This window comes from Streptomyces bambusae (assembly GCF_020532645.1).
GTDB lineage: Bacteria > Actinomycetota > Actinomycetes > Streptomycetales > Streptomycetaceae > Streptomyces > Streptomyces bambusae.
The window spans coordinates 18,776-43,125 of the sequence record NZ_JAJAUZ010000058.1; the positions used below are offsets into that span (position 1 = coordinate 18,776).

The following is a 24,350-nucleotide window of genomic DNA, read 5'->3' on the forward strand; positions in this document are numbered from 1 at the left end:
GCGGTCCGCCGGGGCGGACACGGTGAGACTACCTGGTGGTAGCCGGGGTGGTCCGGACCTTCCGCGGTGGCGCCGGGCCCGGGGCGGTGGGCTCACTGCCAGTCGGCGTGGTTCCAGTCGGTGTATCCGGCGTAGCCGCCGGCGTCGGCGAGCCGGCCGTCGAGGCCGTCGAGGTCCTCGGGGAGCAGGCTCCAGACGATCAGGTCGGTGCGGGTGTCCGCCCAGCCGCCGTCCGGCGTCTGGGTGCGCACTATCCACGCGTTGCGCAGGACGCCTTCGCTGATGCAACCGATCTTCTGGGCGACCTGCTGGGAGGCGGTGTTGTCGGCGGCGGTGCGCAGTTCGAGCCGTTCGAACTTCTGGTCGCGGAACAGCCATTGGGCGGCGGCGAGCACGGACTCGCAGGCGTAGCCCTCGCCGCGGGCCCAGGGGGCGGTGACGTAGCCGACCTCGGCGCTGCGGCAGCGCCAGTCGACGTTCTTGAGGTGGATGCAGCCGACGAGGCGCTGGGTGAGGAACTCGGTGACGGCGAAGACGATGCCGCGGCCGGCGGTGCGTTCGGCGTGGGAGTGGTGGAGGGCCCAGTCGCGGGCGTCCTGGACGGTGTAGGGGTGGGGCACGGAGGTCCAGGCGGTGATGAGTTCGTCGTTCATCATCTCGGCCAGGGCCATGACGTCCGCCTCCTCGAAGGGGCGCAACACCAGCCGGTCCGTGCTGATGGAGACGTCCGGGAAGGTGGTAGTCATGCGCAGCTCCATGCCGTGGGACCGGATTACGGGCCGTTGTAGGGACTTTGACGGCCTGTGAGAACGGCCTTCTTCGCACAGCATGCAGCATCGGCCCGCGGATGTGCATGGCCGGGCCCCGCACCCCTGGCTCAGGAGGGTGCGGGGCCCGGCGGTCTGCTTGCCGCGGCGGATCAGGCGGCGGGCTTCCCGAAGGCGGGGATGACGGAGCCGTCGTACTTGTCCTCGATGAACTTCTTGACCTCGGGCGAGTTCAGGAGCGTGGCGAGCTTCAGGACGCGGGGGTCGTTCTCGTTGCCGCGCTTCACGGCGAGGAAGTTGGCGTACGGGTTGCCCTCGGCCTTCTCGAGGGCGAGCGCGTCCTCGGCGGGCTTGAGGTCGGCTTCGAGGGCGTAGTTGCCGTTGATGACGGCGGCGTCCACGTCGCTGAGGGCGCGCGGGACGGTGGCGGCCTCCAGCTCCTTGAACTCCAGGCCCTTCTTGTCGGTGATGTCGGCGAGGGTGGCGCTGGTGCCGACGCCGTCCTTCAGCTTGATCAGGCCGTTGGCGGCGAGCAGCTGGAGGGCGCGGCCCTCGTTGGTGGTGTCGTTGGGGACGGCGACGGTCTGGCCGGCCTTGATGTCCTTGAGGCTCTTGAGCTTCTTGGAGTAGAGGCCGAGCGGTTCCAGGTGAACGTTCACGACCGGAACGATGTCGGTGCCGTTCTTCTTGTTGAAGTCGTCGAGGTACGGCTTGTGCTGGAAGTAGTTGGCCCCGACCTGGCCCGCCTGGGTCGCGGTGTTCGGCAGGACGTAGTCCGTGAACTCCTTGACCTCCAGCTTGAGTCCGGCCTTGGCGGCCAGGTTGTCCTTGACGAAGTTCAGGATGTCGGCGTGCGGGGTCGGGGAGGCCGCGACGACGAGGGGCTTGGACTCGGCGGCCGCTCCGGTGGAGTCCTTGGCGGACGCCGGGTCGGAGGAGGTGCCGCAGGCCGTCAGGCCGAGGGCCAGGGCGGCGGTTGCGGTGGCGGCGGCGGCGAGCTTGATGTTCTTGCGCACGAAGAGTGCCTCTTTCTGGGTGGTGCGGACGACGCCCGAGCACGACGAGTGCGGGCTGTGGTGGGGAGGGAAGTCTGTTCAGGCGGTCCGGCCGCGGCGGGCGAGCAGGCGGACCACGCCGTCGCCGAGCAGCTGGACGACGGTGACGAGCGCGATGAGGACGGCGACGGTGGCGAACATGAAGCCGGTCTCGAAGCGCTGGAAGCCGTACGTGATGGCCTTGGAGCCGAGGCCTTCGCCGCCGACCGCGCCGGCCATGGCGGAGTAGCCGACCAGGGTGATGACGGTGGTGGTGACGCCGGCGGCCAGGGAGGGCAGGGACTGGGGCAGCAGGACCTTCCAGACCAGGGTGGGGACGCCGCCGCCCATGGACTGGACGGCTTCGACGAGTCCGTGGTCGACCTCGCGGACCGCGGTCTCCACCAGGCGGGCGAAGAACGGGATGGCTCCGATGGCCAGCGGCACGATCATGGCGGTGGGGCCGATGAAGGTGCCGACGACGGCGGTGGTGACCGGGATCAGGAAGATCAGCAGGATGATGAACGGCAGCGACCGGCCGATGTTCACGATCACGCCGAGGACCTTGTTGAGGGGACGGTTCTGCAGCAGTCCCCCCTTGTCGGTGAGGACCAGGAGGATGCCGAGCGGGAGGCCGGCGAGCACGGTCACGAGGGTGGACCACAGCACCATGTAGAGGGTGTCGTAGGTGCCCTGGGTGAGCAGCGGCTGCATGTCGGACCAGGTCACTTGGCCCCCTCCTTGATGAGCTCGGCGGCGGCGACCACCCCGGCGGCGTCGGCGGCCTCCACGACGTCTACCTGGAGGCCGCGTTCGCGCAGGAAGCCGACGGGCACGACGTTGTCCTCGTAGCGGCCGGGCAGTTCGATCCGCATGCGGCCGACCTGGCGGCCCGCGACGGTGTCCATCGCGGCGCCGAGGATCGAGATGTCGATGTTGTACGTGCGGGAGAGCTGCGAGATGACCGGCTGGGTGGCGGCCTCGCCGTGGAACGTGACGTCCACGACGGTGCGGTCCTCGCCGGTGGGGTCGCCGCTGACCGGGAACAGTTCGGCGGCGAGTTCGGAGCCGGGGGTGGCCAGCAGCTCGGAGACGGTTCCGGACTCGGTGATCCGGCCCTTCTTCATCAGGGCGGCGGAGTCGCAGATGCTCTTGACGACGTCCATCTCGTGCGTGATGAGCAGCACGGTCAGGCCGAGCTGGCGGTTGAGGTCGCGCAGCAGCTGGAGGATCGAGCGGGTGGTCTCGGGGTCCAGGGCGCTGGTGGCCTCGTCGGACAGCAGCACCTTGGGATCGCCGGCGAGGGCGCGGGCGATGCCGACGCGCTGCTTCTGGCCGCCGGAGAGCTGGCCGGGGTAGGCCTTGGCCTTGTCGGCGAGGCCGACCAGGTCGAGGAGTTCGAGGGCCTTGCGGGAGCGCTCGCGGCCGGAGACGCCGAGGATCTCCAGGGGCAGCTCGATGTTGGCCTGCACAGTCCGCGAGGACAGCAGGTTGAAGTGCTGGAAGACCATGCCGATGCGGCTGCGGGCCTGGCGGAGCTCCTTGCCGGCGCGGCGGCCGCCGCCGCCCGCGAGGGCGGTCAGGTCGACGCCGTCGACGGTGACGGTGCCGGTGGTGGGGCGCTCCAGGAGGTTGACGCAGCGGATCAGGGAGGACTTGCCGGCACCGCTCTGGCCGATGACTCCGTAGACCTCGCCCTCACGGACGTGCAGGTCGACGCCGTCCAGGGCGGTGACCTCGCGGCCACGGGACTGGTAGACCTTCGTGAGGCCCGATGTGGTGATCACAGGATTTCCGTCGCTGTCGAGTGCGCGGCGCAGCTGTGCCGGGCACGGGGCGTTCATCTGGGGACGCGATACGGGCGGAACCGGGAGGAATTGCTGGTTCAGCGCATGCGCGGGGCTGGAGCGGATCCGTCAGGTGCGGACAGGCTCGCCTGGTCTCGCTTCGGGGCGCGAGGCTCGGGAAGGGGCCCTCAGAAGGCGCACATTCGACACATACAACGAGCACCGGGCGTCATCATCGCCTCGGTCGCAAGGGTGCGGCTGCTCGTCGTGGTCATGGGCCCAGTAAAGCAGAACGTCCGCCGCGGCGATCAGATCTGTCCGAATAGCGGACAGAATCGAGCCGCATACCGGACAAGGCGGTCTGCTCAGGCCCCTGGATCCCACCCCCTGGACACGCCCCTGACCTGCACGGACACCCGCATGATCCAGCCACTGACGGGATCCGTGTGGCGGCCCGTCGAGGCCGCCGTTGTGGTCAAGACCACTACCCCGGGGCGGGGCCGGGGCGCACCCGCCCCGGCCGGGCGCAGCCCGCGGGCGGCCGGCCGGCGGCGCCGTAATACCCTCGCTGCATGCTCGATGCCCTCACCCTCACCCTCGGCGTGGCCGCGCTGGCCCTGGCCGGGTGGTGCGGTTTCGCCGCCTACCGGGACCAGCCGACCAAGGACTGGCACTTCATCGGCATGGCGGTGGTGACGCTGCTGGCCCTGGCCCAGCTGGTGGTCGGCATCGTCCGGCTGGCGCAGGGCGGCGAGCCCGACGAGGGCGGCGTCATCTTCGTCGCGTACCTGGTCGGCGCGTTCTGCGCGGTCCCGGCCGCCGGGTTCCTGTCGCTGACCGAGCGCACCAAGTGGGGCTCGGTAACCGTTGCGGCGGGCGCCGTGGTCCTGGCCGTGCTGGAAGTGCGGCTCACCGACATCTGGGGAGGCACCGGTGCCTGAGTCCGCCGCCACCGGATCCGCGCCCGGGACCGCGGACGGCGCCGCAGCCGCGCCGGACCGCCGGCTCGTCAAGGGCCCCGGGCTGCTGCTGGTCTGGCTGTACGGGGTGATGGTGGTCGGCGCGGTGTCCCGCTCGATCTACCAGATCTCCACCGAGTTCGACCGGGCGCCGCTGGCCTACGCGCTGTCGGCGGTCGCCGCCCTGGTCTACGCGTTCATCACGTACTCGCTGGTCCGCGGCGGGGAAGCGGCCCGGAAGGCGGCGCTGGTGTGCTGTGCCGGCGAGCTGGCCGGGGTGCTCCTCGTGGGTGCCTGGACGCTGGTGCGCCCCGAGGCCTTCCCGGACGCGACGGTGTGGTCCGACTTCGGGATGGGCTACCTGTTCATCCCGGTGATCCTGCCCGTCACCGGCATGCTGTGGCTGCGCCGGCGGCGCTGAGCACGCCCTCCGCGCAGGCAGCGGCGCCCGGCACCCGCCGCTTGGGGTGCCGGGCGCCGCTGCGTGGTGCTCAGGCGCTGACCGCGTAGTCCGCGGCCGCCTTCTCCAGGACGATCAGCCGGATCCCGTCGGTGCCGGTCCGGTCGGCGACCCGGGCGTAGCCGGCCCTGCGGTAGAGGCGCAGGTTGCCCTCGCTGCGCTCGCCGGTGAACAGCTGGAAGCGGCTGGTGGCGGCGCGGCCGGCGAGGGCCTCCTCGACGGCGCGCAGCAGCCGGGCGCCGAGGCCGTGGCCCTGCATGCGGGGGTGGACGCAGAGCTTTCCGATGCGGCCGGTGCCGTCCTCGTCCGAGGTGCCGAAGGCCGTGCCGACCACCTCGTCGCCGAGCCGGGCGACCAGGACGCAGTCGGTGGCGAGTTCGGCCTTGACGGAGTCGAGGGACTGGACGAGGGGCTCGATCCGGTAGTTGCCGTAGAGCTCGGCCTCGGTCTGGAAGCAGAGGTACTGCAGTCTGAAGATCTGCTCGGCGTCGTCCGCGTCCGCCGCAGAGATGGTCACGCTCATGCCCATGTGCGCATGCCTCCCGCTCACCTGGTAGCCCGTCGGTCTACCGCTCCTTTCCCCGCAGTTCAGGAGCTGCAACCTCTGCCGTCAGCATTCTGCGCAGACATCCCAGGCAACGGGAACGAACGGGCCCCAAACTCCCCTGTGAGATACCCAACTCCCCTGCGATTTCACGGTAGGTGAGGTCTCGGGGCGAAAGAAGTGCGGCAAGCAGCTCGGGGCAGCGTCCGGGCAGACGGGCGACCGCCGAACGGAGGGCGTCCTGCGCCTCCCCCTCCAGTGCGGCCCGTTCCGGTGTCGGCGTGCCGCCCTCGGGCAGGCCGCCGTACGGGATCTCCCGCAGGGCCCGGCGGCGGGCGGTACGGGCTTCGGCGCGGACCGCGCGGCGCAGCCAGCTCGCCGCTTCCGAGGGCCGGCCGGCGGCCCGGTCACGCTCCAGCAGACGGACCCAGACGGCCTGTTCGAGGTCCGCGGGCTCCACGCCCGCGCCGGGGGCCTCGGCGGCCGCCTCCGCCGACAGGAGCGGGAGCAGGGGGGCGAGTTCGTGCATCAGGTCCATGCCCGCCGGGACGCACGGCTGCGGCCGGCGGGTTTCCCCGCCGGCCGCGGCTCACCCGCAGGGGTGACGTGAGCCGGAGCGCCGGCCCGCGGCGGACTCAGCGGTCGGTGAAGTCGGCGGCGGCCAGCAGGGCGGTGTCCGGCTGGTCGGTGAAGATGCCGTCGATGCCCTGGGCGAAGTAGGCGCGCAGGGCGCCGAAGACGTCTCCGTAGGCGGCCGGGTCGGTGCCCTTGCGGAATTCGGCCGGCAGGAAGCTGTTCTCGTTGCGGGCCGTGTAGGGGTGCAGGAGCAGGCCCTGGGCGTGGGCGTCGCGGACCAGGGTGGTGGGCGTGCCGAGGGTGCCGGCCGGGGTGCGCGGGATGACGAGGTCCAGGGTCGGGCCGATGCCCTGGGCGAAGCCGGCCATCCACCGCAGGCCCTCGGGGCGCACCAGGTCGGCGACCGTCCGCGGGTCTCCGGCCTGGACGAAGTCCCAGGGCCGGGTGGTGGCGCCGGACAGCAGGACCACCTTGGGCGCGGCCACCAGCTTCGCCAGCCGCTGGATGCTGGAGGGCTCGAAGGACTGGAGGAAGACGGGGGCGTTGCGGCCGTCGCGGCCGTAGCGGCGGAGCAGCTTCGCCAGCGGCTCCTCCAGGCCGAGTCCCAGGCCCCGGAAGTAGCTGGGGTGCTTGGTCTCGACGTGCAGCCAGACCTCGTGGCCGCGGCGGCGGCCCTCGCGGCGGGCCCAGCGCAGCACCTCTTCGAAGGTGGGCACGGCCCAGCGGCCGTCGTAGAGCGTGTTGCGCTGCCGCACGGCCGGGATGCGCTCCTTGGCGCGCAGGGTCTTCAGCTCGGCGAGGGTGAAGTCCTCGGTGAACCAGCCGGTGACGGCGACCCCGTCGATGGTCTTAGTGGTGCGGCGGCCCTCGAACTCGGGGTGGTCGGCGACGTCGGTGGTGCCGCCGATCTCGTTCTCGTGGCGGCAGACGAGATGTCCGTCCTTGGTGGGCACGAGGTCCTGCTCGATGACGTGCGCACCGAGGTCGAGGGCGAGCTGGTACGAGCCGAGGGTGTGCTCGGGGCGGTAGCCGCTGGCCCCCCGGTGCCCGATCACGGTGGGCACGGGCAGGCCCCGGTGGCCCTGCGGGTGGCGGCCGTCCTCCGCCGCCGGGGACCCGGCCGCGGCGGCCGTCCCGGCGCCCATGCCGATCGTGCTCGCGCCGGCGGCGAGCACCGCCGCGCCCAGCACGGTCCGCCGCGCTGCCCCACCCTGCGTCATGTCTGCTCCCCTGTCTGCTGTGTCGACGGGCCGGGACGTACCGGGTGTTTCCGGCCCGTCCCCGGCAGTTCCCGGCCGTTCTCGGCGCCGCGATCGTAGGCAGCCGTTGCTTACGGCGGGGCGAGGTCGGCCGGAACATGGCGGAAACGTGCGTCAACACTGCGTATCCGTTGCGTGAACCCGATGTGCGATCAGCGGCGGCCCGCGAGTATCGTCCTCACCTGCACTGACTCCCCGTGGTGCAAGACCGCTTCGACGCCGGAGGGCCCACGTTGTTCCGTACCGCGCTCATCAAAGCCACTGTCGGACCCGTCATGCGCATGATGTTCCGTACGCGCGTGGAGGGCATCGAGAACATTCCGGGCAGTGGTGCGGTCATCCTCGCGGGCAACCACCTCACGTTCATCGACTCCATGATCCTGCCGCTGGTGTGCGACCGTACGGTGCACTTCATCGGCAAGGACGAGTACGTGACCGGCAAGGGTCTCAAGGGCCGGCTGATGGCGTGGTTCTTCACCGGCGCCGGCATGATCCCCGTGGACCGGGACGGCGCGAACGGCGGGGTCGCCGCGCTGATGACCGGCCGCCGGATCCTGGAGGAGGGCAAGATCTTCGGGATCTACCCTGAGGGCACCCGCTCCCCCGACGGGCGGCTGTACCGGGGCCGTACCGGCATCGCCCGGCTCACCCTCATGACCGGCGCGCCGGTGGTCCCCTTCGCCATGATCGGCACGGACAAGCTGCAGCCCGGCGGCAAGGGGATGCCGCGGCCGGGCCGGGTGACGGTCCGCTTCGGCGAGGCGATGGAGTTCTCCCGCTACGAGGGCATGGACCGCGACCGGTACGTGCTGCGCGCGGTCACGGACTCGGTGATGGCCGAGGTGATGCGGCTGTCCGGGCAGGAGTACGTGGACATGTACGCCACGAAGGCCAAGGAAGCCGCGTAGCGGCGCCCTCCGCACCGTCACGGAAAGGCCGGATCCCGTCGGGGGTCCGGCCTTCGCCGTCGGCGGGCGCTACTGCCGGCTGAGGGCGCGGGTGATGCCGGCCGCGATGGTGGTGGCCAGGGTCCAGCCGATGACGATGAGCAGGTACGAGAGCCACTGCTGCCAGCCGGCGGGCGCGAAGGCGCTCTCCTGTCCGAAGCCGATGATGGGCAGGAGCAGGTCGAGCGTGTAGAAGACCGGGTTGAAGCCCGGTGCCTCGTCGGCCTTGAGCGGCGCCGGGTGGCGAACGGCGAAGGCGACCGAGCCGGCGAGCAGCAGGGCGGCCAGCCAGCCGGCCGCCCGCATGGGCCGGAAGCCGTAGCCCACGGTGGCGTCCTGGAGGTGCCCCCAGATGCGCCCGTACCAGGGCAGGGTGTGGCGGTGCCGGCGGAGCTTGGCGAGCTGGACGGTACGGGCGGCGGCCTCGTCGCCCGCGGTCCGGTAGGCGGCGGCCAGCTGCTCGTACGCGTACGGCAGGTAGCCGCCCTCGTCGCGTTCGAGGAGCGGCAGCCGTTCCTCGGCGGGCAGGTGCGGGGCGAGGGTGCGGTACGTCAGGCCGTCGAGGAGGACGCCGTCGGGCAGCACCCCGGTGGGCACGTGGAGCATGTCGAGGGTGGAACGGCGCAGGCTGACGGTGCCGCGGACCGGCTCGGAGCCGCGCAGCCACAGTTCGCCGACCTCGGCGCTGGTGAGCCGCAGGGCCAGCCGGCCCGGGTTGGAGAGGGCCACCCGGTGCAGGTCGAGCTGGCCGGGGATGCGGACCCCCTTGAGGTCGACCCGGCCGGTGGCGCGGATGTCCTTGGCGGACAGGTCGGTGCCGACGGAGAGCGTCTCGGCGTGGATGGCGCTGCCGCCGGGGTTGGCGAAGGAGCCGCCGTCGAGGAGGACCCGGCCGGCCACGGTGGTGCCGTTGAGGAGGAACCGGCCGTGGACGGTCAGGCGCTTGGCCCGGATGTCGGTGCCGACGGTGGCGTGGTTGAGGAGCAGGCTGGTGGGTTGGGACTCGTCGCCGCGGACGGGTGCGCCGGGGGTGCCGATCACGGCGTCGTTGAGGAAGACGCCGCCGCCGATGCGGGAGCCGGACAGGCGCAGCTGCCCGCGGATGCGGCAGCAGGACAGCCGGAGGTAGACCTCCAGGTCGAGGTTGGAGGCCTCCAGGCCCGGCAGGTCGGAGTCGGTGAGGACCAGGGCCCGCATCCGGGCGCCGTAGAAGTCGGGCTCCTCTTCGAAGTGGCAGCCGCGCAGCCGTACGGGGTGGTCGATCGCGGCGTACTTCAGGCGGAGCACGCCGGTGATCCGGGCGCCCTGGAGGGTGAGGCCCGCGGCGGCGCCCTCGCGGGTGGGTGCGGTCAGGAGCAGGGCCCGCAGCACCTCTGCCCGTACGGTGCGCTCGGGGCCCCAGGAGGCGCCGTCGGCCGCGGCGTCGGTCCGGCCGCCGCGCAGGTCGACGGGCTCGTCGGACGGGAACGCCTGCCAGATGCGGCGTTCCGCCGGGGTCAGGTCGGTCATCTCCACCGGGCGGATGCTGCCGCCCGATGATCACACTGTCAACTCCGGTACGGGCGGCCGCTCCTGCCGTACCGTCAGGCGGCGGCCCGGCACCCCGGCGCAGTGCCGGGGTGCCGGGCCGGGCCGGTCAGTGGCCGGCGCCGTCGTGGAGGCGCTGGCCGCGCAGCAGGAACCAGGCGGCCACGGCGGTGGCCAGCAGCACGGCGGCGCCGACGCCCGAGGCGAGGCGGAGGCCGTCCACGAAGGCGTCCTGGGCCGCGCCGACCACGGTGTGCGCGGTCTGCGGGTCGAGGGTCTTCGCGGCCTCGACGGCGCCGCCGAGCGATTCGTGCGCGGCGTCGGCGACGGGCGCCGGGACGCCGGCCGGGACCGTGAAGCCGCGGTAGACGCCGGTGACGATGGAGCCGAGCAGGGCGATGCCGAGCGCGGCGCCGAGTTCGTACGCCGTCTCCGAGACCGCGGAGGCGGAGCCGGCCTGCTCCTTGGGGACGCTGGAGAGGATCACGTCGGCGGTCACCGTGAAGGAGAAGCCGGCGCCGAGGCCGACGACCAGCAGGGCGGCGCCGAGCAGCGGGTAGCCGGTCTCCTGGTGGACCAGGGTGAGCACGCCGAGCGCGAGTCCGATGGCGGCGAGGCCGCCGGTGACGACGGTGCGCACCGAGTACCGGCGGGCGTAGCGGCCGGCGACCAGGCCGGTGACCACGGCGCCGATGGCGGCGGGCAGTTCGGCCAGGCCCGCCTCCAGGGGTTCGCGGCCCTGGACGAGCTGGAGGAACTGGGAGAGGAAGAAGACCAGGCCGGACAGTCCGAAGACGGTCAGCAGGTCGGCGAGGACGGCGCCGGAGAAGCCGCGGTGGCGGAACAGGCGCATGTCGAGGAGGGGTGCGGTCAGGGTGAGCTGGCGGCGCACGAAGGCGTACAGGGCGGCGGCACCGAGGGCGGCGGCGAGGCCGGCCCCGGCGGTCGCACCGTGGCTGGCCAGCTCCTTGATCGCGTAGACGATGCCGATGATGCCGACGAGGGACAGGCCGACGCTGGGCAGGTCCCAGGGGCCGGCGACCGGGTTCTTGGACTCGGGCAGCAGCTTGCTGCCGACGATGACCAGGACCAGCATCACGGGAAGGTTGATGAGGAAGACCGAGCCCCAGTAGAAGTGCTGGAGCAGGAAGCCGCCGATGACGGGGCCGACGGCCGCGCCGGCGGAGGCGGTGGCGCCCCAGATGCCGATGGCGAGGCTGCGCTCCTTGGGGTCGTGGAAGATGTTGCGGATCAGCGCCAGGGTGGACGGCATCAGGGTGGCGCCGGCGACGCCCAGCAGGGCCCGGGCGACGATCATCATCTCGGGGCTGGTGGCGTACGCGTTGAGCACCGAGACGGCGCCGAAGGCGGTGGCGCCGACGAGCAGCAGCTTCTTGCGGCCGATGCGGTCGCCGAGGCTGCCCATGGAGACGAGAAGGCCGGCGATCACGAACGAGTAGATGTCGCCGATCCACAGCAGCTGGTTGCCGGACGGCTTGAGGTCCTCGCTGAGCGAGGGGGTCGCGAGCCCGAGGACGGTGGCGTCCACGGCGACCAGCAGCACGGCGAGCACGAGCACGGACAGGGCCAGCCAGCGGCCGGGGCTCTTGACCTCCGTCTCCGTGCGCAGGCCGGTCTGTTCGGTTCCGTTCATTTCTCCACACTCCGTCGGGCGCCGCCGAGCAGGAGCTCGGCGACCATGTGCTGGAAGTCCTTGGCTGCGACCCGGCCGTCCATGACGGCCCAGGCGCAGGAGCCGACGAGGCCGTAGAGGGCCTCGGTCAGCCAGGCGGGGCTGAGGTCGATCCGGATGTCGCCCTCCTGCTGGCCGCGCCGGAAGAGCGCGGACACGCGGGCGTCGAGCCGGGCCCAGCCCTCGTTGACCTGGTCGCCCTCGAACAGCTGGTTCTCGGTGACGAGGAAGGCCAGCAGCGGGGCGTTGGGCTCGGATTCGGCGACCAGGCGGCGCAGCGCGTCGGGCGCGGTGCCCTCGTCGAGGCGCGCCTTGTCGAAGGCGACCTCGAACTCGCGGATGCCGAGGTCTTCGAGGGCGCGGACGAGTGCGTCCCGTCCGGCGAAGTGCCGGTGCAGGGTCGCCCGGCCGATCCCGGCCGCCTTCGCGACCTCGTCCATGGTGGCGGTCGCCTTGCGGGAGAGCAGCGCGGCCGCCGTACGCAGCACCTGGTCACGATCCATTGCCATGAGACAACCATACACCAAATGAGACGTTGATGTCTCATTCCAAAAAACTCAGCTGCCTCGCCCACCCCAAGAAGGGAACACTTGAACGATGAAGTCGCTGAAGCCGCTGCTCCTGATCGACGTCGACGGCCCCCTGAACCCGTACGCGGCCAAGGCCCAGCGCAGGCCCGCGGGCTACACCACGCACCGGATGCGCCCCACCGGCTGGACCTCGGGCAAGCCGCTGCGCGTCTGGCTCAACCACGCCCACGGCGCGCAGCTGCTCGCGCTCGCCGAGGTGTACGAGCTGGTCTGGGCGACCACGTGGAAGGACGAGGCCAACGAGTGGATCGGGCCGCACCTGGGGCTGCCCCGGCTGCCCTTCATCGACTGGCCGCAGATGCACGGGAGGGCGCCGGACGGCACGTGCTGGAAGACGCAGTACGTCGTCGACTACACGGCCGGGCGGCCGTTCGCGTGGGTGGACGACGACATCACCGCCCGGGACCACGCGTACGTCGACCGGCAGCACCCGGGGCAGGCGCTGCTGCGGTACGTCGACGAGCGGGTCGGGCTGGTGGCGGAGGACTTCGCGGAGCTGGCCGGGTGGGGCGGGGGCGGGAACGGCTGAGGGGCGGCAGGAGCGCCGGTGCGCGTCCTGCCGCCCCTCGGGGCGCGGGCGGGTTACTTCCGCTTGGCGGTGGCCCAGGCGTGCTGGATCGCCAGGTCGGCCTTCAGCTCGGTGAGCTGGACGGCGACGGCGCTGGGGGCGGTGCCGCCGCGGCCGCTGCGGGAGGCCAGCGCGCCGGGCACGTTGAGCACGGAGCGGACCTCGGGGGTCAGGTGCTCGGAGATCTTCGCGAACTGGGCGTCGGTCAGCTCGTCCAGTTCGATGCCTTGCGCCTCGCATTCCTTGACGCACTCGCCGGCCACCTCGTGCGCCACCCGGAACGGCACGCCCTGCTTGACCAGCCACTCCGCGATGTCGGTCGCGAGCGAGAAGCCGGCGGGGGCCAGCTCCTCCATCCGCTCCCGGTTCACGGTGAGGGTGGCCATCATGCCGGTGAAGGCCGGCAGCAGGACCTCGAGGGTGTCGCAGGAGTCGAAGACCGGCTCCTTGTCCTCCTGGAGGTCGCGGTTGTAGGCGAGCGGCAGCGCCTTCAGGGTGGCGAGCAGGCCGGTGAGGTTGCCGATGAGGCGGCCCGACTTGCCGCGCGCCAGCTCGGCGATGTCGGGGTTCTTCTTCTGCGGCATGATCGACGAGCCGGTGGAGAACGCGTCGTGCAGGGTCACGAAGGAGAACTCCTTCGTGTTCCAGATGATGACCTCCTCCGCGATCCGCGACAGGTTGATCCCGATCATCGCGGTGATGAAGGCGAACTCGGCGACGAAGTCCCGGGAGGCCGTGCCGTCGATCGAGTTCCCGGCCGAGCCGCGCTCGAAGCCGAGGTCGGCGGCGACCGCCTCCGGGTCCAGCCCCAGCGAGGAGCCGGCCAGCGCCCCGGAGCCGTACGGGGAGACCGCGGTCCGGGTGTCCCACTGCCGCAGCCGCTCCGCGTCCCGCGACAGGGACTGCACGTGGGCCAGCACGTGGTGGGCGAACAGCACCGGCTGGGCGTGCTGGAGGTGGGTCCGGCCGGGCATGGCGGTCGCCGGGTGCGCCTCGGCGAGGCCGACCAGCGCGTCCTGGAGGTCGGCGATCAGGCCGCCGATGATCCGGGCGTGGTCCCGCAGGTACATCCGGAACAGCGTGGCCACCTGGTCGTTGCGGGACCGGCCGGCGCGCAGCTTGCCGCCGAGGTCGGCGCCGAGCCGCTCCAGCAGGCCGCGCTCCAGGGCGGTGTGCACGTCCTCGTCGGCGATGGTGCCGGTGAAGGAGCCGTCGGCGACGTCCGCCTCGAGGGCGTCGAGGCCCGCGATCATGCGGTCGAGCTCGTCGGCGGTGAGCAGGCCGGCGCCGTGCAGGACGCGGGCGTGGGCGCGGGAGCCGGCGATGTCGTACGGCGCCAGGCGCCAGTCGAAGTGGACCGACGCGGAAAGCTTCGCCAGGGCCTCGGCCGGGCCGTCGGCGAACCGGCCGCCCCAGAGCCGGACGTCACCGTTGTTGCTGCTCACTGCTCTGCTCCTCAGGACTTCACGGAAGGTACGAGGCCGCTTCCCCGCCGCGGAGGAGCGGGGAAGCGGCGGGTGTCACCGCACGCCGCCGCACCTCGGCCGACCCGGGGTGCGCTCACGGGCGCCCGGGGGGACCGGGGGCGGCGGCGTGCGGCCGCGCCGCCAGGCTCAGGCCAGGTCGCGCTTCGCCGCGATCTTCGAGGAGAGCCCGAAGATCTCGATGAAGCCCTGGGCCTTCGACTGGTCGAAGGTGTCGCCCGTGTCGTACGTGGCGAGGTTGAAGTCGTACAGCGACTCGTCGGACTTCCGGCCGGTGACGACGGCGCGGCCGCCGTGCAGGGTCATCCGGATGTCGCCGGTGACGTGCTGGTTGGCCTCGTTGATGAAGCCGTCCAGGGCGCGCTTCAGCGGGGAGAACCACAGGCCGTCGTAGACCATCTCGCCCCAGCGCTGCTCGACCTGCCGCTTGTAGCGGGCCAGCTCGCGCTCGACGGTGACGTTCTCCAGCTCCTGGTGGGCGGTGATCAGGGCGATCGCGCCGGGAGCCTCGTACACCTCGCGGGACTTGATGCCGACGAGGCGGTCCTCGACCATGTCGATCCGGCCGATGCCCTGGGCGCCGGCCCGCTCGTTGAGCTGCTGGATGGCCTGGAGCACGGTGACGGGCCGGCCGTCGATGGCGACCGGGACGCCCTCCTTGAAGGAGATGACGACCTCGTCGGCCTCGCGGGGGGTGGCCGGGTTCGAGGTGTACTCGTAGATGTCCTCGATCGGCGCGTTCCAGATGTCCTCCAGGAAGCCGGTCTCGACGGCCCGCCCGAAGACGTTCTGGTCGATCGAGTACGGGGACTTCTTGGTGGTGGCGATCGGGAGCTGCTTGGCCTCGCAGAAGGCGATGGCCTTGTCCCGGGTCATCGCATAGTCGCGGACCGGGGCGATGCACTTGAGGTCGGGGCCGAGGGCGGCGATGCCGGCCTCGAAGCGGACCTGGTCGTTGCCCTTGCCGGTGCAGCCGTGGGCCACGATCGAGGCGTTGTGCTTCTTCGCGGCGGCGACGAGGTGCTTGACGATGGTCGGCCGGGAGAGCGCCGAGACCAGCGGGTAGCGGTCCATGTAGAGGGCGTTGGCCTTGATCGCCGGAAGGCAGTACTCGTTGGCGAACTCGTCCTTGGCGTCCGCGACTTCGGCTTCGACGGCACCGCAGGCGAGCGCGCGCTTGCGGATGACGTCCAGGTCCTCGCCGCCCTGGCCGACGTCCACGGCGACGGCGATGACCTCGGCGCCCGTCTCCTCGGCGATCCAGCCGATGGCGACGGAGGTGTCCAGGCCGCCCGAGTAGGCGAGTACGACGCGCTCGGTCACGGGTTTCTCCTTACGGTGCATTCAACGACAGGCATAACTATGCACTACTCCGTATGTTTCGTCAACGAGCCGGGAAAGTTGCTGGTCAGAGCGGGCGTGTCTCCCTAGAGTGCAGACATGAGTCCTGTGTTCCGCCCCTCGTTGTCCCCCGCGGAGCGCCTGCTGCTCGGCATACCGCCGGAGCGGGCCCTGCACGTCATGGACGCGGTGTCCTGGGAGCGGCTGGAGTGGAACGTCCACTACGAGACCGACCCCGGCCGCGGCATGCGGGAGGTCCGGGACCGCGAAGACCGGCCCGACTGGAGCACCGCGCCCCGCTGGGTGGAGACCGCCCGGCCGCCGGGCGTGGCCTGGTCCGCGCTGCCGCCCGGCCCCGCCGAGGTGGCCCTCGGACTCTGCCACCACGACCCGCGGGTCCGCGGGGCGGCCCTCGGCTTCGCCGGCGCGCTGCCCGGGCTGCTGCCCCTGCTCTTCTTCCGGTGCGCCGACCCGCAGCCGGCCGTCCGCGCCCGGGCCCGCGAGGTGCTGGCCGAGGCCGCCGCGGAGCTGACCCCGGAGGCCGCCGACCGGCTGGTCCCGGTGGCCCTCCTGGCCGGGCTGCGGCGGCACGGCGACTGGGGCTGGGAGTTCACGGTCCGCACCCGGGGCGCCGTGCCGGCGGAGCGGATCCTCGAACAGCTCGGCAGCACGCACCGCCCGCTGCGCGAGGGCGCCCTGCGCAGAGCGGCGCAGCACGCCCTGATCACGCCCGGGCAGCTCGCGGACCTCGCCGCCGGCGACCCCGAGGTCCGGGTCCGGCGGGTCGCCCTGTCCGTCCTCCTGGCCGCCGGACCGCTGCCCGCCGCACTGGCCGAGACTCTGATCACCGAGAGCCCGGACGACCTCATCCGGCACACCGCCCTCGACGCGGCCCTGGCTGCCGGCCTGCTGCCGCCGCGCCGGCTGGCCCGGCTCGCCTGCACGGGCAGCGACCCCCGGATCCGCCGCCGCTGCCTCGCCGCCGCACTCGCCGCCGTGGGCCCCGACGACCCGGCGGACGTGCTCGGCGTCCTCGGCGCGGCGAGCTCCGCGGTGGCCCGGTCCAGCGCCGTCACCGCCCTGCACGGCATCGGCCGGGGCGCCGAGGCCCGGGCCTGGCTGGCCGACCCGTCGGCCCGGGTGCGGTCCGCGGCCCGGCTGGTGGTGCGGATGTCGGGCGGCGACCCCGCCGCCCTCTACCGGGAGCTGTACGAGCGGACCGCCGAGGACCCGGCCGGCCCGCCGCCCGGCCTCGCCTTCGGCCTCGTCGAGTGCGCGCCGCCCGACGCCGTCCCCCTGCTGCGCCGGCTGGCCGCACACCCGGCCGGGCGGGTCCGGGCGGCCGCACTCGCCGCGCTGCGCATCGCCGGCGCGGTCACCCCCGACGAGCTGATGCACGCCATGTCCGACCCCCACCCGCCGCTGGTCCGGGCCGCCCGCAAGGCGCTGGTGCCGTACGTCCTGCTGCTCCCGGAGGAATGGCTCGCCGGCCTGGTGGCCCCCGGGCGGCCCCGGCACACCCGCCACGCGGGCCTGCGGCTGCTGTCGGCCCACGGGCTGGAGCTGCGCAAGCGGGTGCTGGCCCCGCTGTCCGACGACGAGGACCCCGAGGTGCGCTACGAGGCCCAGCGCGCCCGCTACGAGCAGCACCCCGGCCGATGACCCGTCACGGCGACGCCCACGAGGACTACGTGCACCCCTGGCAGGAACGGGTGTGCCGGCTGGCCGGAGGCGGGCCGCTGGAGGACGCGCTCGGCCCGGATCCGTCCGCGGCGCCCGCCGAGCGGTGGACCTCCTTCGACCGCGCGGTCCGCGGCTGGGGCCGGTACGCCCGGCTGCCGGGGCCGGCGCGCATGACGGGCGAACGGACCTTCGCCTGGCCGTGGAACAGGCCCCGGCCGCCGGCCGGCAGCCGGTTCGGTCTCCGCCCGCCACCCGAGCCGCTCGGGGAGGGCGAGGTCGCGCTGGCGCTGTGCCACCCGGACGGCCGGGTCCGCGAGGCCGCCCTCGCGCACGCCGCCGGGTTCCCGCGGCTGCTGCCCCTGGTCGTGGTCCGCTGCACGGACTGGGCCGGGCCCGTCCGCGAACGCGCCCGCACCCTCCTCGACGAGGTCCTCGACGGGCCCGGCGGCCTGCCGGCGGCGGTGGCGCTGGGGCCGGTCGTGCTGACCGTCAGCCGCCGGGACCACGGCGGATGGCTGCACGAGCGGCTGCTCGCGGCCCTGGCCGGGCTGCCCGAGGAGGCCGCCCTGCAGCTCGAAGCCAGCCCCGACCTCGGCATGCGCCGGCTCGGGGTGCGGCTCGCGCTGCGGGAGGGCCGCTGGCCCCTGGCGGAGCTGGCTTCGCGCGCGGCCCGGGGCAACAGCGACCCGCTGGCCGCCCGGCTGTGCGCCGACGCGGCCCTCGCGGCCCTGCCGGAGGCGCCGGAAGCGGAGGCGGCGGCCGCCCTCGGGGTGCTGCTGACCGCCCGCGCCCCGTGGACCCGGTCGGCGGGGGTGACGGCGCTGCGCGCCGCGGGCCGGACCACCGAGGCCCGGCCGTTCCTGACGGACCGGTCGCCGCTGGTCAGGGCCTGCGCCCGGTGGGCGGTGAAGGCGCACGGCGAGGATCCGGCCGTACGGTACCGGGCGCTGTGCGCCGACCCGGCGGATCCGGCGCTGCCGCAGTGGGCCCCGTACGGGCTGGCCGAGTGCGGTGGCCGGGCGGACGCGGAGCTGCTGCGGCCGCTGCTGGTGCACCCGGCGGCCGGGGTACGGGCGCGGGCGGTCGCCGGGCTGCGGCTGCTGGGCGGGGTGCGCCCCGAACCGCTGCTGCCGCTGCTGGCGGACCCGGCCCCGGCCGTGGCCCGGGAGGCCGCCCTCGCCCTGCTGCCGTACGGCCGTCAGGTGCCCGCCGGGACCCTGGCCGCGCTGGTCGGCCCGGAGCACCCGGCGCACACCCGGATGGCTGCGTTCCGGCTGATCCGGGCGAACGGCGGACCCGCCCTCCGGGAGGCCGCCCTCGCCGCCTTGGACGCACACGACGGGAAACTGCGGGACACCGCCGTGGGGGCGCTCGCCGCCTGGTACGCACCGCTCCGCGTGCCGGCCGGAGACCCGGACGTGGCCGCCGCGCTGGCCCGGTGCCGGCAGGCCCTCGACCGGTACGAGGTGCAGGACCTGCACAGGCGGCTCGGGCTGCGCGGCTGACCCGCCGACGGCGGCCGGGGCGGCCGGGCGGATAATCCAGGCCATGGGGAAAACATACGAACGCATCGACGGACGGCTGCGGAAGTTCATCGAAGAACAGCCGGTGTTCTTCACCGCCACCGCACCGCTGGCCGGGGACGGGCACGTCAACCTGTCGCCGAAGGGCCGGGCCGGGACCCTGGTGGTCATCGACGAACACACCCTGGCCTACCTGGACTTCGGGGGAAGCGGCGCGGAGACCATTGCGCACGTCCGGGAGAACGGCCGGATCACGCTGATGTGGTGCGCGTTCAGCGGGCCGCCGAACATCGTCCGCGTGCACGGCGAGGGCGAGGCCGTCTTCCGGGACGACCCCCGCTGGGCGGACCTGATCGCACGGTTCGGCGAGGCCGACGGCCCGTCGGCGCGGGCGGTCATCGTGGTGCACGCCCGCCGGGTGTCCGACACCTGCGGCTACGCCGTCCCCTTCATGGAGTACAAGGAGGAGCGGACGCTCCACGCCGAGTACTTCGGCCGCAAGACGGACGACGAGTTCCGCGAGTACTGCGAGAAGAAGGACCACGTCGGCACGAGCCTGGACGGACTGCCCGCGCTGCCGCTGCCGGTGCCGCCGCGTACCGTCTGACGCATGCGAAGAACCGTTCTTGCCCTCGCCGTCGCCTCACTCCTCGTCAGCCCCCTTGCCGGGCCCGCCGCAGCCACCGGACCGGCCGCCGGTCCCGCGGCGCCGCTGCCGGCCCTGATGGCCGACACCGGCGGCGGCAGCCAGCTGATCACCGCGGTCGCCGACGCTCCCGGCGCCACCACCGGCAAGCTGACCTGGTGGGAGCGGCGGGCCGGGCACTGGATCCCGATGGGCACCAGCGGGGCGCGGTTCGGCGCCAAGGGGCTCACCGAGGGCGCCACCCGGCAGCAGGGCACGAACACCACGCCGACCGGCCTGTACGCCCTGCCGTACGCGTTCGGGATCCGGCCGGCCCCGGCGGGCACCCGGATGCGGTACCGGCCGGTGCGCCAGGACTCCTGGTGGTGCCAGGACAACGCGTCGGCAAGCTACAACCGCTGGGTGGAGCCGCTGCCCGGCGACTGCGCGCCCGGCGAGTCCGAGCACCTGGTCACATACGCGCAGCAGTACGCGTACGCCATGGTCATCGGCTTCAACTACACGACGCCGGTGCGCAAGCGGGGTGCGGGGATCTTCCTGCACGTCAACGGGGCGGGCCCGACGGCGGGTTGCGTCTCGGTGCCGGAGTACGCGATGCGGCGGATCCTGGCCTGGGCCGATCCGCGGCGCAGCCCGCACATCGCGATCGGGACCGTGTCCGGTCCGACGGCGGTCACCCGCTACTGAGCCGGACGGCGAGGGCCGCCGCCCCGGGCGGGGCGGCGGCCGTCGGTCAGCCTTCCTTCTGGGCCAGCCGCAGCAGGTGGTCGGCGAGGGCCTGGCCGCCCGCCGGGTCACGGCTGATCAGCATCAGGGTGTCGTCGCCGGCGATGGTGCCGAGGATGGCCTGCAGTTCGGCCTGGTCGATCGCCGAGGCCAGGAACTGGGCGGCGCCCGGCGGGGTGCGCAGGACCACGAGGTTGGCGGAGGCCTCCGCCGAGATCAGCAGTTCGCCGGAGAGGCGCCGCATGCGCTCCTCCTTGGCGGACTCCCCCAGCGGGGCCTGCGGGGTGCGGAATCCGCCCTCGCTGGGCACCGCGTAGATGAGTTCGCCGCCCGTGTTGCGGATCTTCACCGCGCCCAGCTCGTCGAGGTCGCGGGAGAGCGTCGCCTGGGTGACGCTCAGCCCGTCGTCGGCGAGCAGCTTCGCCAGCTGGCTCTGGGAGCGGACCGGCTGCCGGTTGAGGATGTCCACGATCCGGCGGTGGCGGGCGGTGCGGGTCTGCGGAACGGCGGGGCCTGCCCCGGATTCCGCCCGGGAGGTCCGCCAGTCCTCGTTGTCCTGCGCCTGGCTCATCGTCGTCTCATTCTCCGGATCGTCCGTCCCCGTCGGCTGCGTCGAGGATGCCCGGCAGGGCCCGTACGAACGCATCCGCCTCGGCCGCGGACAGCACGTACGGCGGCATGAGCCGTACGACGTCGGGGGCGGGTGCGTTGACCAGGAAGCCGGCATCCTGAGCCGCCTGCTGCACCTTCTGTGCGAGGGGCTCGGTCAGCACGATACCCAGCAGCAGGCCGGCGCCGCGGACGTGGGAGACCAGCGGGTGCTTCGGAACCGGACCGGATCCTTCGATTCCGCTGCGCAGCCGCTCGCCGGTCTCCTTGACCCGGTCGAGGAGGCCGTCGGCGGCGATGGTGTCGAGGACGGCGAGGCCGGCGGCGCAGGCCACCGGGTTCCCGCCGAAGGTGGTGCCGTGCTGGCCGGGCCTGAGCAGGTCGGCGGCGGGGCCGAAGGCCACGGTGGCGCCGAGGGGCAGGCCGCCGCCGAGGCCCTTGGCGAGGGTGACGAGGTCGGCTTCGACGCCTTCGGCCTGGGCGGCGAACCAGTGGCCGGTGCGGCCGGTGCCGGTCTGCACCTCGTCGAGGACGAGCAGGGTGCCGGTGGCCGCGGTGATCTCGCGGGCGGCCCGCAGGTAGCCGGACGGGGGCACGACCACGCCGTTCTCGCCCTGGATGGGCTCGATGATCACGAGGGCGGTGTCCTCGGTGACGGCGGCCCGCAGCGCGTCCGCGTCCCCGTACGGGACGTGGGTGACCTCGCCGGGCAGCGGCAGGAAGGGCTCCTGCTTGGCCGGCTGGCCGGTGAGGGCGAGGGCGCCCATGGTGCGGCCGTGGAAGCCGCCCCGGGTGGAGACCATGTGGGTCCGGCCGGTGAGCCGGCCGATCTTGAAGGCGGCCTCGACCGCTTCTGCACCGGAGTTGCAGAAGAACACCCGGCCGTCGCGGCCGGACAGCTGGAGCAGCCGCTCGCCGAGGGCGAGGACGGGCTCGGAGGCGAACAGGTTGGAGACGTGGCCGAGGGTCGCGATCTGCTCGGAGACGGCGCGGACCACGGCCGGGTGGGCGTGTCCGAGCGCGTTGACCGCGATGCCGCCGACGAAGTCGGTGTACTGACGGCCGTCGGCGTCCCAGACCTGTGCGCCCTCGCCGCGGACCAGAGCCACGGCGGGGGTGCCGTAGTTGTCGGTCAGGGCGTTCTTCCAGCGCTGTGCGTAGGCCTCGTTGCCGGTGTCGTTCACTGTGCTCCCCCTTCGTCTTCCGTTTCCGTGTCCGGCACGACCATCGTGCCGATGCCTTCGTCCGTGAAGATCTCCAGCAGGATGGCGTGCTGCACCCGGCCGTCGATCACGCGGGCGGTGTGCACGCCGTTGCGGACGGCGTGCAGGCAGCCTTCCATCTTCGGGACCATGCCGCTGGACAGTTCGGGCAGCAGCCGTTCCAGTTCGCTCGCCGTGAGCTGGCTGATGACCTCGTCGCTGGCCGGCCAGTCCGCGTACAGGCCCTCGACGTCGGTGAGGACCATCAGGGTCTCGGCGCCGAGCGCGGCGGCCAGGGCGGCGGCGGCGGTGTCGGCGTTCACGTTGTACACGTGGCCGTCGTCGGCGCTGCGCGCGATGGACGAGATCACCGGGATCCGGCCGTCGTCGAGGAGGGCCTCGATGGCGCCGGTCTCGATGGCGGTGATCTCGCCGACCCGGCCGATGTCGACGGGCTCGCCGTCGATCTGCGGGACGTGCTTGACGGCGGTGATGGTGTGGGCGTCCTCGCCGGTCATGCCGACGGCGAGCGGCCCGTGCTGGTTGAGCAGTCCGACCAGCTCGCGCTGGACCTGCCCGGCCAGCACCATCCGTACGACGTCCATGGCCTCGGGCGTGGTGACCCGCAGGCCCGCCTTGAACTCGCTGACCAGGCCCTGCTTGTCGAGCTGGGCGCTGATCTGCGGGCCGCCGCCGTGTACGACGACGGGCTTGAGGCCGGCGTGCCGCAGGAAGACGACGTCCTGGGCGAAGGCCGCCTTCAGCTCTTCGTCGATCATGGCGTTGCCGCCGAACTTGATCACGACCGTCTTGCCGTGGTGGCGGGTCAGCCAGGGCAGCGCCTCGATGAGGGTCTGCGCCTTGGGCAGGGCGGTGTGCTTGCGGGCAGTGCTCATGAGCTGTACGCGCTGTTCTCGTGGACGTATTCGGCGGTCAGGTCGTTGGCCCAGATGACGGCGGACTCGGTGCCTGTGGCCAGGTCGGCGGTGATGCGGACCTCGCGGTCCTTCATGCTGACGAGTTCGCGGGGTTCGCCGACGGAGCCGTTCCGGCAGACCCAGACGCCGTTGATGGCGACGTTGAGGCGGTCCGGGTCGAAGGCGGCCTTGGTGGTGCCGATGGCGGACAGGACGCGGCCCCAGTTGGGGTCCTCGCCGTGGATGGCGCACTTGAGCAGGTTGTTGCGGGCGATCGAGCGGCCGACCTCGACGGCGTCGTCCTCGGTCGAGGCGTTCACCACCTCGATGCGGATGTCCTTGCTGGAGCCCTCGGCGTCGCCGATGAGCTGCCGGGCGAGGTCGTCGCAGACGGCCCGTACGGCCTCCGTGAACTCCTGCTCGTCGGGGACGGTGCCGGCGGCGCCGGAGGCGAGGAGGAGCACGGTGTCGTTGGTCGACATGCAGCCGTCGGAGTCGACCCGGTCGAACGTCGTACGGGTCGCGGCGCGCAGCGCCCGGTCCAGGGCGGTGCTGTCCACGTCGGCGTCGGTCGTCAGGACCACGAGCATGGTGGCGAGGCCGGGGGCGAGCATGCCGGCGCCCTTGGCCATGCCGCCGACGGTCCAGCCGCTGCCGCCGGCGACCGCGGTCTTGTGGACGGTGTCGGTGGTCTTGATGGCGATGGCGGCGGCCTCGCCGCCGTCGGCGGTGAGGGCCGCGGCGGCCTGCTCGATGCCGGGCAGCAGCCGGTCCATCGGCAGCGGTACGCCGATGAGGCCGGTGGAGGCGACGGCGATCTCGCCGGCGTTGTGCTCGCCGCCGAGGACGGCGGCCGCCTTCTCGGCGGTGGCGTGGGTGTCCTGGAAGCCCTTGGGGCCGGTGCAGGCGTTGGCGCCGCCGGAGTTGAGGACGACCGCGGAGACCGCGCCGCCGCGCAGGACCTGCTCGGACCACAGGACGGGGGCCGCCTTCACACGGTTCGAGGTGAAGACGCCCGCGGCCGCCAGACGTGGCCCGTGGTTGACCACGAGGGCGAGGTCCGGGTTGCCGTTCTCCTTGATGCCCGCGGCGATGCCCGCGGCGGTGAATCCCTGTGCGGCCGTGACACTCACGGTGCGACTCCGATCGTGGAAAGTCCCAGGCCCTCGTCGAGACCGAGGGCGATGTTCATGCTCTGCACCGCGCCGCCGGCGGTGCCCTTGGTGAGATTGTCGATCGCGCTGATGGCGATGATCCGTCCGGCGGCGGCGTCGTACGCGACCTGCACCTGAACGGCGTTGGAACCGTGGACGTGGGCGGTCGCCGGCCACTGGCCCTCGGGCAGCAGGTGGACGAACGGCTCGTCGGCGTACGCCTTCTCGTACGCGGCGCGCACGCTCTCCGCCGTGGTGCCGGGGACGGCCTTCGCGGAGCAGGTGGCGAGGATGCCGCGGGGCATCGGCGCGAGCGTCGGCGTGAACGACACGGACACCCGGGTGCCGGCCGCG

The 24,350-nt window shown here is 72.9% G+C and carries 25 protein-coding genes; 8 read left to right on the forward strand and 17 right to left on the reverse strand.

Going from position 1 to position 24,350, the window contains the following annotated elements:
* Positions 1-92: 92 nt before the first annotated feature.
* The 4 genes from LG634_RS29765 to LG634_RS29780 all read right to left on the reverse strand — a co-directional run bounded on the left by LG634_RS29765 (position 93) and on the right by LG634_RS29780 (position 3,588).
* Positions 93-746, reverse strand: coding sequence for a GNAT family N-acetyltransferase (locus tag LG634_RS29765; RefSeq protein WP_226738242.1), 654 nt, complete (start codon positions 744-746; stop codon positions 93-95).
* A 173-nt stretch (positions 747-919) separates the two neighbouring features.
* Entirely contained in the window at positions 920-1,783 is an 864-nt protein-coding gene (locus LG634_RS29770; RefSeq protein WP_226738244.1) for a MetQ/NlpA family ABC transporter substrate-binding protein, read from the reverse strand.
* Positions 1,784-1,861: 78 nt separating this feature from the next.
* A complete protein-coding gene (locus LG634_RS29775) occupies positions 1,862-2,530 on the reverse strand; it encodes a methionine ABC transporter permease (RefSeq protein ID WP_226738246.1) in 669 nt (222 codons plus the stop codon).
* A complete protein-coding gene (locus LG634_RS29780; RefSeq protein ID WP_226738247.1) occupies positions 2,527-3,588 on the reverse strand; it encodes a methionine ABC transporter ATP-binding protein in 1,062 nt (353 codons plus the stop codon). The genes LG634_RS29775 and LG634_RS29780 overlap by 4 nt, the downstream gene beginning before the upstream one ends.
* 572 nt (positions 3,589-4,160) lie before the next feature.
* Between LG634_RS29780 and LG634_RS29785 the strand changes: the two genes are divergently transcribed.
* Positions 4,161-4,529 carry a hypothetical protein gene (locus LG634_RS29785; protein WP_226738249.1) on the forward strand — a complete coding sequence of 123 codons (369 nt, stop codon included), beginning with the start codon at positions 4,161-4,163 and terminating at the stop codon, positions 4,527-4,529.
* Positions 4,522-4,968 carry a hypothetical protein gene (locus tag LG634_RS29790; RefSeq protein ID WP_372482516.1) on the forward strand — a complete coding sequence of 149 codons (447 nt, stop codon included), beginning with the start codon at positions 4,522-4,524 and terminating at the stop codon, positions 4,966-4,968. The genes LG634_RS29785 and LG634_RS29790 overlap by 8 nt, the downstream gene beginning before the upstream one ends.
* Positions 4,969-5,038: 70 nt before the next feature.
* Here the strand turns inward: LG634_RS29790 and LG634_RS29795 are convergent, their stop codons facing one another.
* From LG634_RS29795 to LG634_RS29805, 3 genes are all read right to left on the reverse strand, one after another.
* Positions 5,039-5,536 (reverse strand): GNAT family N-acetyltransferase, encoded by a 498-nt coding sequence (locus LG634_RS29795; RefSeq protein WP_226738251.1) that lies wholly within the window; start codon positions 5,534-5,536, stop codon positions 5,039-5,041.
* Positions 5,537-5,573: 37 nt separating this feature from the next.
* Positions 5,574-6,089 (reverse strand): RNA polymerase sigma factor, encoded by a 516-nt coding sequence (locus LG634_RS29800; protein ID WP_226738253.1) that lies wholly within the window; start codon positions 6,087-6,089, stop codon positions 5,574-5,576.
* A 97-nt stretch (positions 6,090-6,186) separates the two neighbouring features.
* Positions 6,187-7,347, reverse strand: coding sequence for a glycerophosphodiester phosphodiesterase (locus LG634_RS29805; protein ID WP_226738255.1), 1,161 nt, complete (start codon positions 7,345-7,347; stop codon positions 6,187-6,189).
* A gap of 314 nt (positions 7,348-7,661) precedes the next feature.
* Here LG634_RS29805 and LG634_RS29810 point away from each other — a divergent pair, with 314 nt between their 5' ends.
* Entirely contained in the window at positions 7,662-8,294 is a 633-nt protein-coding gene (locus LG634_RS29810) for a lysophospholipid acyltransferase family protein (RefSeq protein WP_226738257.1), read from the forward strand.
* Between the two features lie 69 nt (positions 8,295-8,363).
* Here the strand turns inward: LG634_RS29810 and LG634_RS29815 are convergent, their stop codons facing one another.
* From LG634_RS29815 to LG634_RS29825, 3 genes are all read right to left on the reverse strand, one after another.
* Entirely contained in the window at positions 8,364-9,848 is a 1,485-nt protein-coding gene (locus LG634_RS29815; RefSeq protein ID WP_226738259.1) for a membrane-associated oxidoreductase, read from the reverse strand.
* Between the two features lie 121 nt (positions 9,849-9,969).
* A complete protein-coding gene (locus tag LG634_RS29820; RefSeq protein WP_226738261.1) occupies positions 9,970-11,514 on the reverse strand; it encodes an MFS transporter in 1,545 nt (514 codons plus the stop codon).
* Positions 11,511-12,062 (reverse strand): TetR/AcrR family transcriptional regulator, encoded by a 552-nt coding sequence (locus LG634_RS29825; protein ID WP_226738263.1) that lies wholly within the window; start codon positions 12,060-12,062, stop codon positions 11,511-11,513. Before LG634_RS29825 ends, LG634_RS29820 begins: the two co-directional genes overlap by 4 nt.
* 97 nt (positions 12,063-12,159) lie before the next feature.
* Between LG634_RS29825 and LG634_RS29830 the strand changes: the two genes are divergently transcribed.
* The gene (locus LG634_RS29830; RefSeq protein ID WP_308072698.1) at positions 12,160-12,672 is read left to right on the forward strand and encodes an HAD domain-containing protein; all 513 of its coding nucleotides are present in this window, start codon (positions 12,160-12,162) and stop codon (positions 12,670-12,672) included.
* 53 nt (positions 12,673-12,725) lie between these two features.
* Here LG634_RS29830 and argH read toward each other — a convergent pair whose 3' ends face one another.
* Complete coding sequence (gene argH / locus LG634_RS29835) at positions 12,726-14,156, reverse strand: argininosuccinate lyase (RefSeq protein WP_226738267.1); 1,431 nt, start codon at positions 14,154-14,156, stop codon at positions 12,726-12,728.
* Positions 14,157-14,324: 168 nt separating this feature from the next.
* On the reverse strand, positions 14,325-15,518 hold the full coding sequence (locus tag LG634_RS29840) for an argininosuccinate synthase (protein WP_226738269.1): 1,194 nt from the start codon (positions 15,516-15,518) through the stop codon (positions 14,325-14,327).
* Positions 15,519-15,635: 117 nt separating this feature from the next.
* Here LG634_RS29840 and LG634_RS29845 point away from each other — a divergent pair, with 117 nt between their 5' ends.
* Genes LG634_RS29845 through LG634_RS29860 form a run of 4 tightly spaced genes read left to right on the forward strand, consistent with a single transcriptional unit; the run spans position 15,636 to position 20,075 of the window.
* Positions 15,636-17,198 carry a HEAT repeat domain-containing protein gene (locus LG634_RS29845; protein WP_226738271.1) on the forward strand — a complete coding sequence of 521 codons (1,563 nt, stop codon included), beginning with the start codon at positions 15,636-15,638 and terminating at the stop codon, positions 17,196-17,198.
* The gene (locus LG634_RS29850) at positions 17,195-18,724 is read left to right on the forward strand and encodes a hypothetical protein (protein WP_226738273.1); all 1,530 of its coding nucleotides are present in this window, start codon (positions 17,195-17,197) and stop codon (positions 18,722-18,724) included. Before LG634_RS29845 ends, LG634_RS29850 begins: the two co-directional genes overlap by 4 nt.
* Before the next feature lie 43 nt (positions 18,725-18,767).
* Complete coding sequence (locus tag LG634_RS29855; protein ID WP_226738275.1) at positions 18,768-19,349, forward strand: pyridoxamine 5'-phosphate oxidase family protein; 582 nt, start codon at positions 18,768-18,770, stop codon at positions 19,347-19,349.
* Positions 19,350-19,352: 3 nt separating this feature from the next.
* Entirely contained in the window at positions 19,353-20,075 is a 723-nt protein-coding gene (locus LG634_RS29860) for a L,D-transpeptidase family protein (protein WP_226738277.1), read from the forward strand.
* Positions 20,076-20,121: 46 nt separating this feature from the next.
* Here LG634_RS29860 and LG634_RS29865 read toward each other — a convergent pair whose 3' ends face one another.
* The 5 genes from LG634_RS29865 to LG634_RS29885 all read right to left on the reverse strand — a co-directional run.
* On the reverse strand, positions 20,122-20,685 hold the full coding sequence (locus tag LG634_RS29865; protein WP_226738279.1) for an arginine repressor: 564 nt from the start codon (positions 20,683-20,685) through the stop codon (positions 20,122-20,124).
* Positions 20,686-20,692: 7 nt separating this feature from the next.
* Positions 20,693-21,907, reverse strand: coding sequence for an acetylornithine transaminase (locus LG634_RS29870; RefSeq protein WP_226738281.1), 1,215 nt, complete (start codon positions 21,905-21,907; stop codon positions 20,693-20,695).
* Positions 21,904-22,821 (reverse strand): acetylglutamate kinase, encoded by a 918-nt coding sequence (gene argB / locus LG634_RS29875; protein ID WP_226738283.1) that lies wholly within the window; start codon positions 22,819-22,821, stop codon positions 21,904-21,906. The genes LG634_RS29870 and argB overlap by 4 nt, the downstream gene beginning before the upstream one ends.
* The gene (argJ, locus tag LG634_RS29880) at positions 22,818-23,975 is read right to left on the reverse strand and encodes a bifunctional glutamate N-acetyltransferase/amino-acid acetyltransferase ArgJ (protein WP_226738285.1); all 1,158 of its coding nucleotides are present in this window, start codon (positions 23,973-23,975) and stop codon (positions 22,818-22,820) included. The genes argB and argJ overlap by 4 nt, the downstream gene beginning before the upstream one ends.
* A partial coding sequence (locus tag LG634_RS29885; protein WP_264203765.1) for an Asd/ArgC dimerization domain-containing protein occupies positions 23,972-24,350 on the reverse strand: 379 nt, incomplete at its 5' end. The genes argJ and LG634_RS29885, both read right to left, overlap by 4 nt.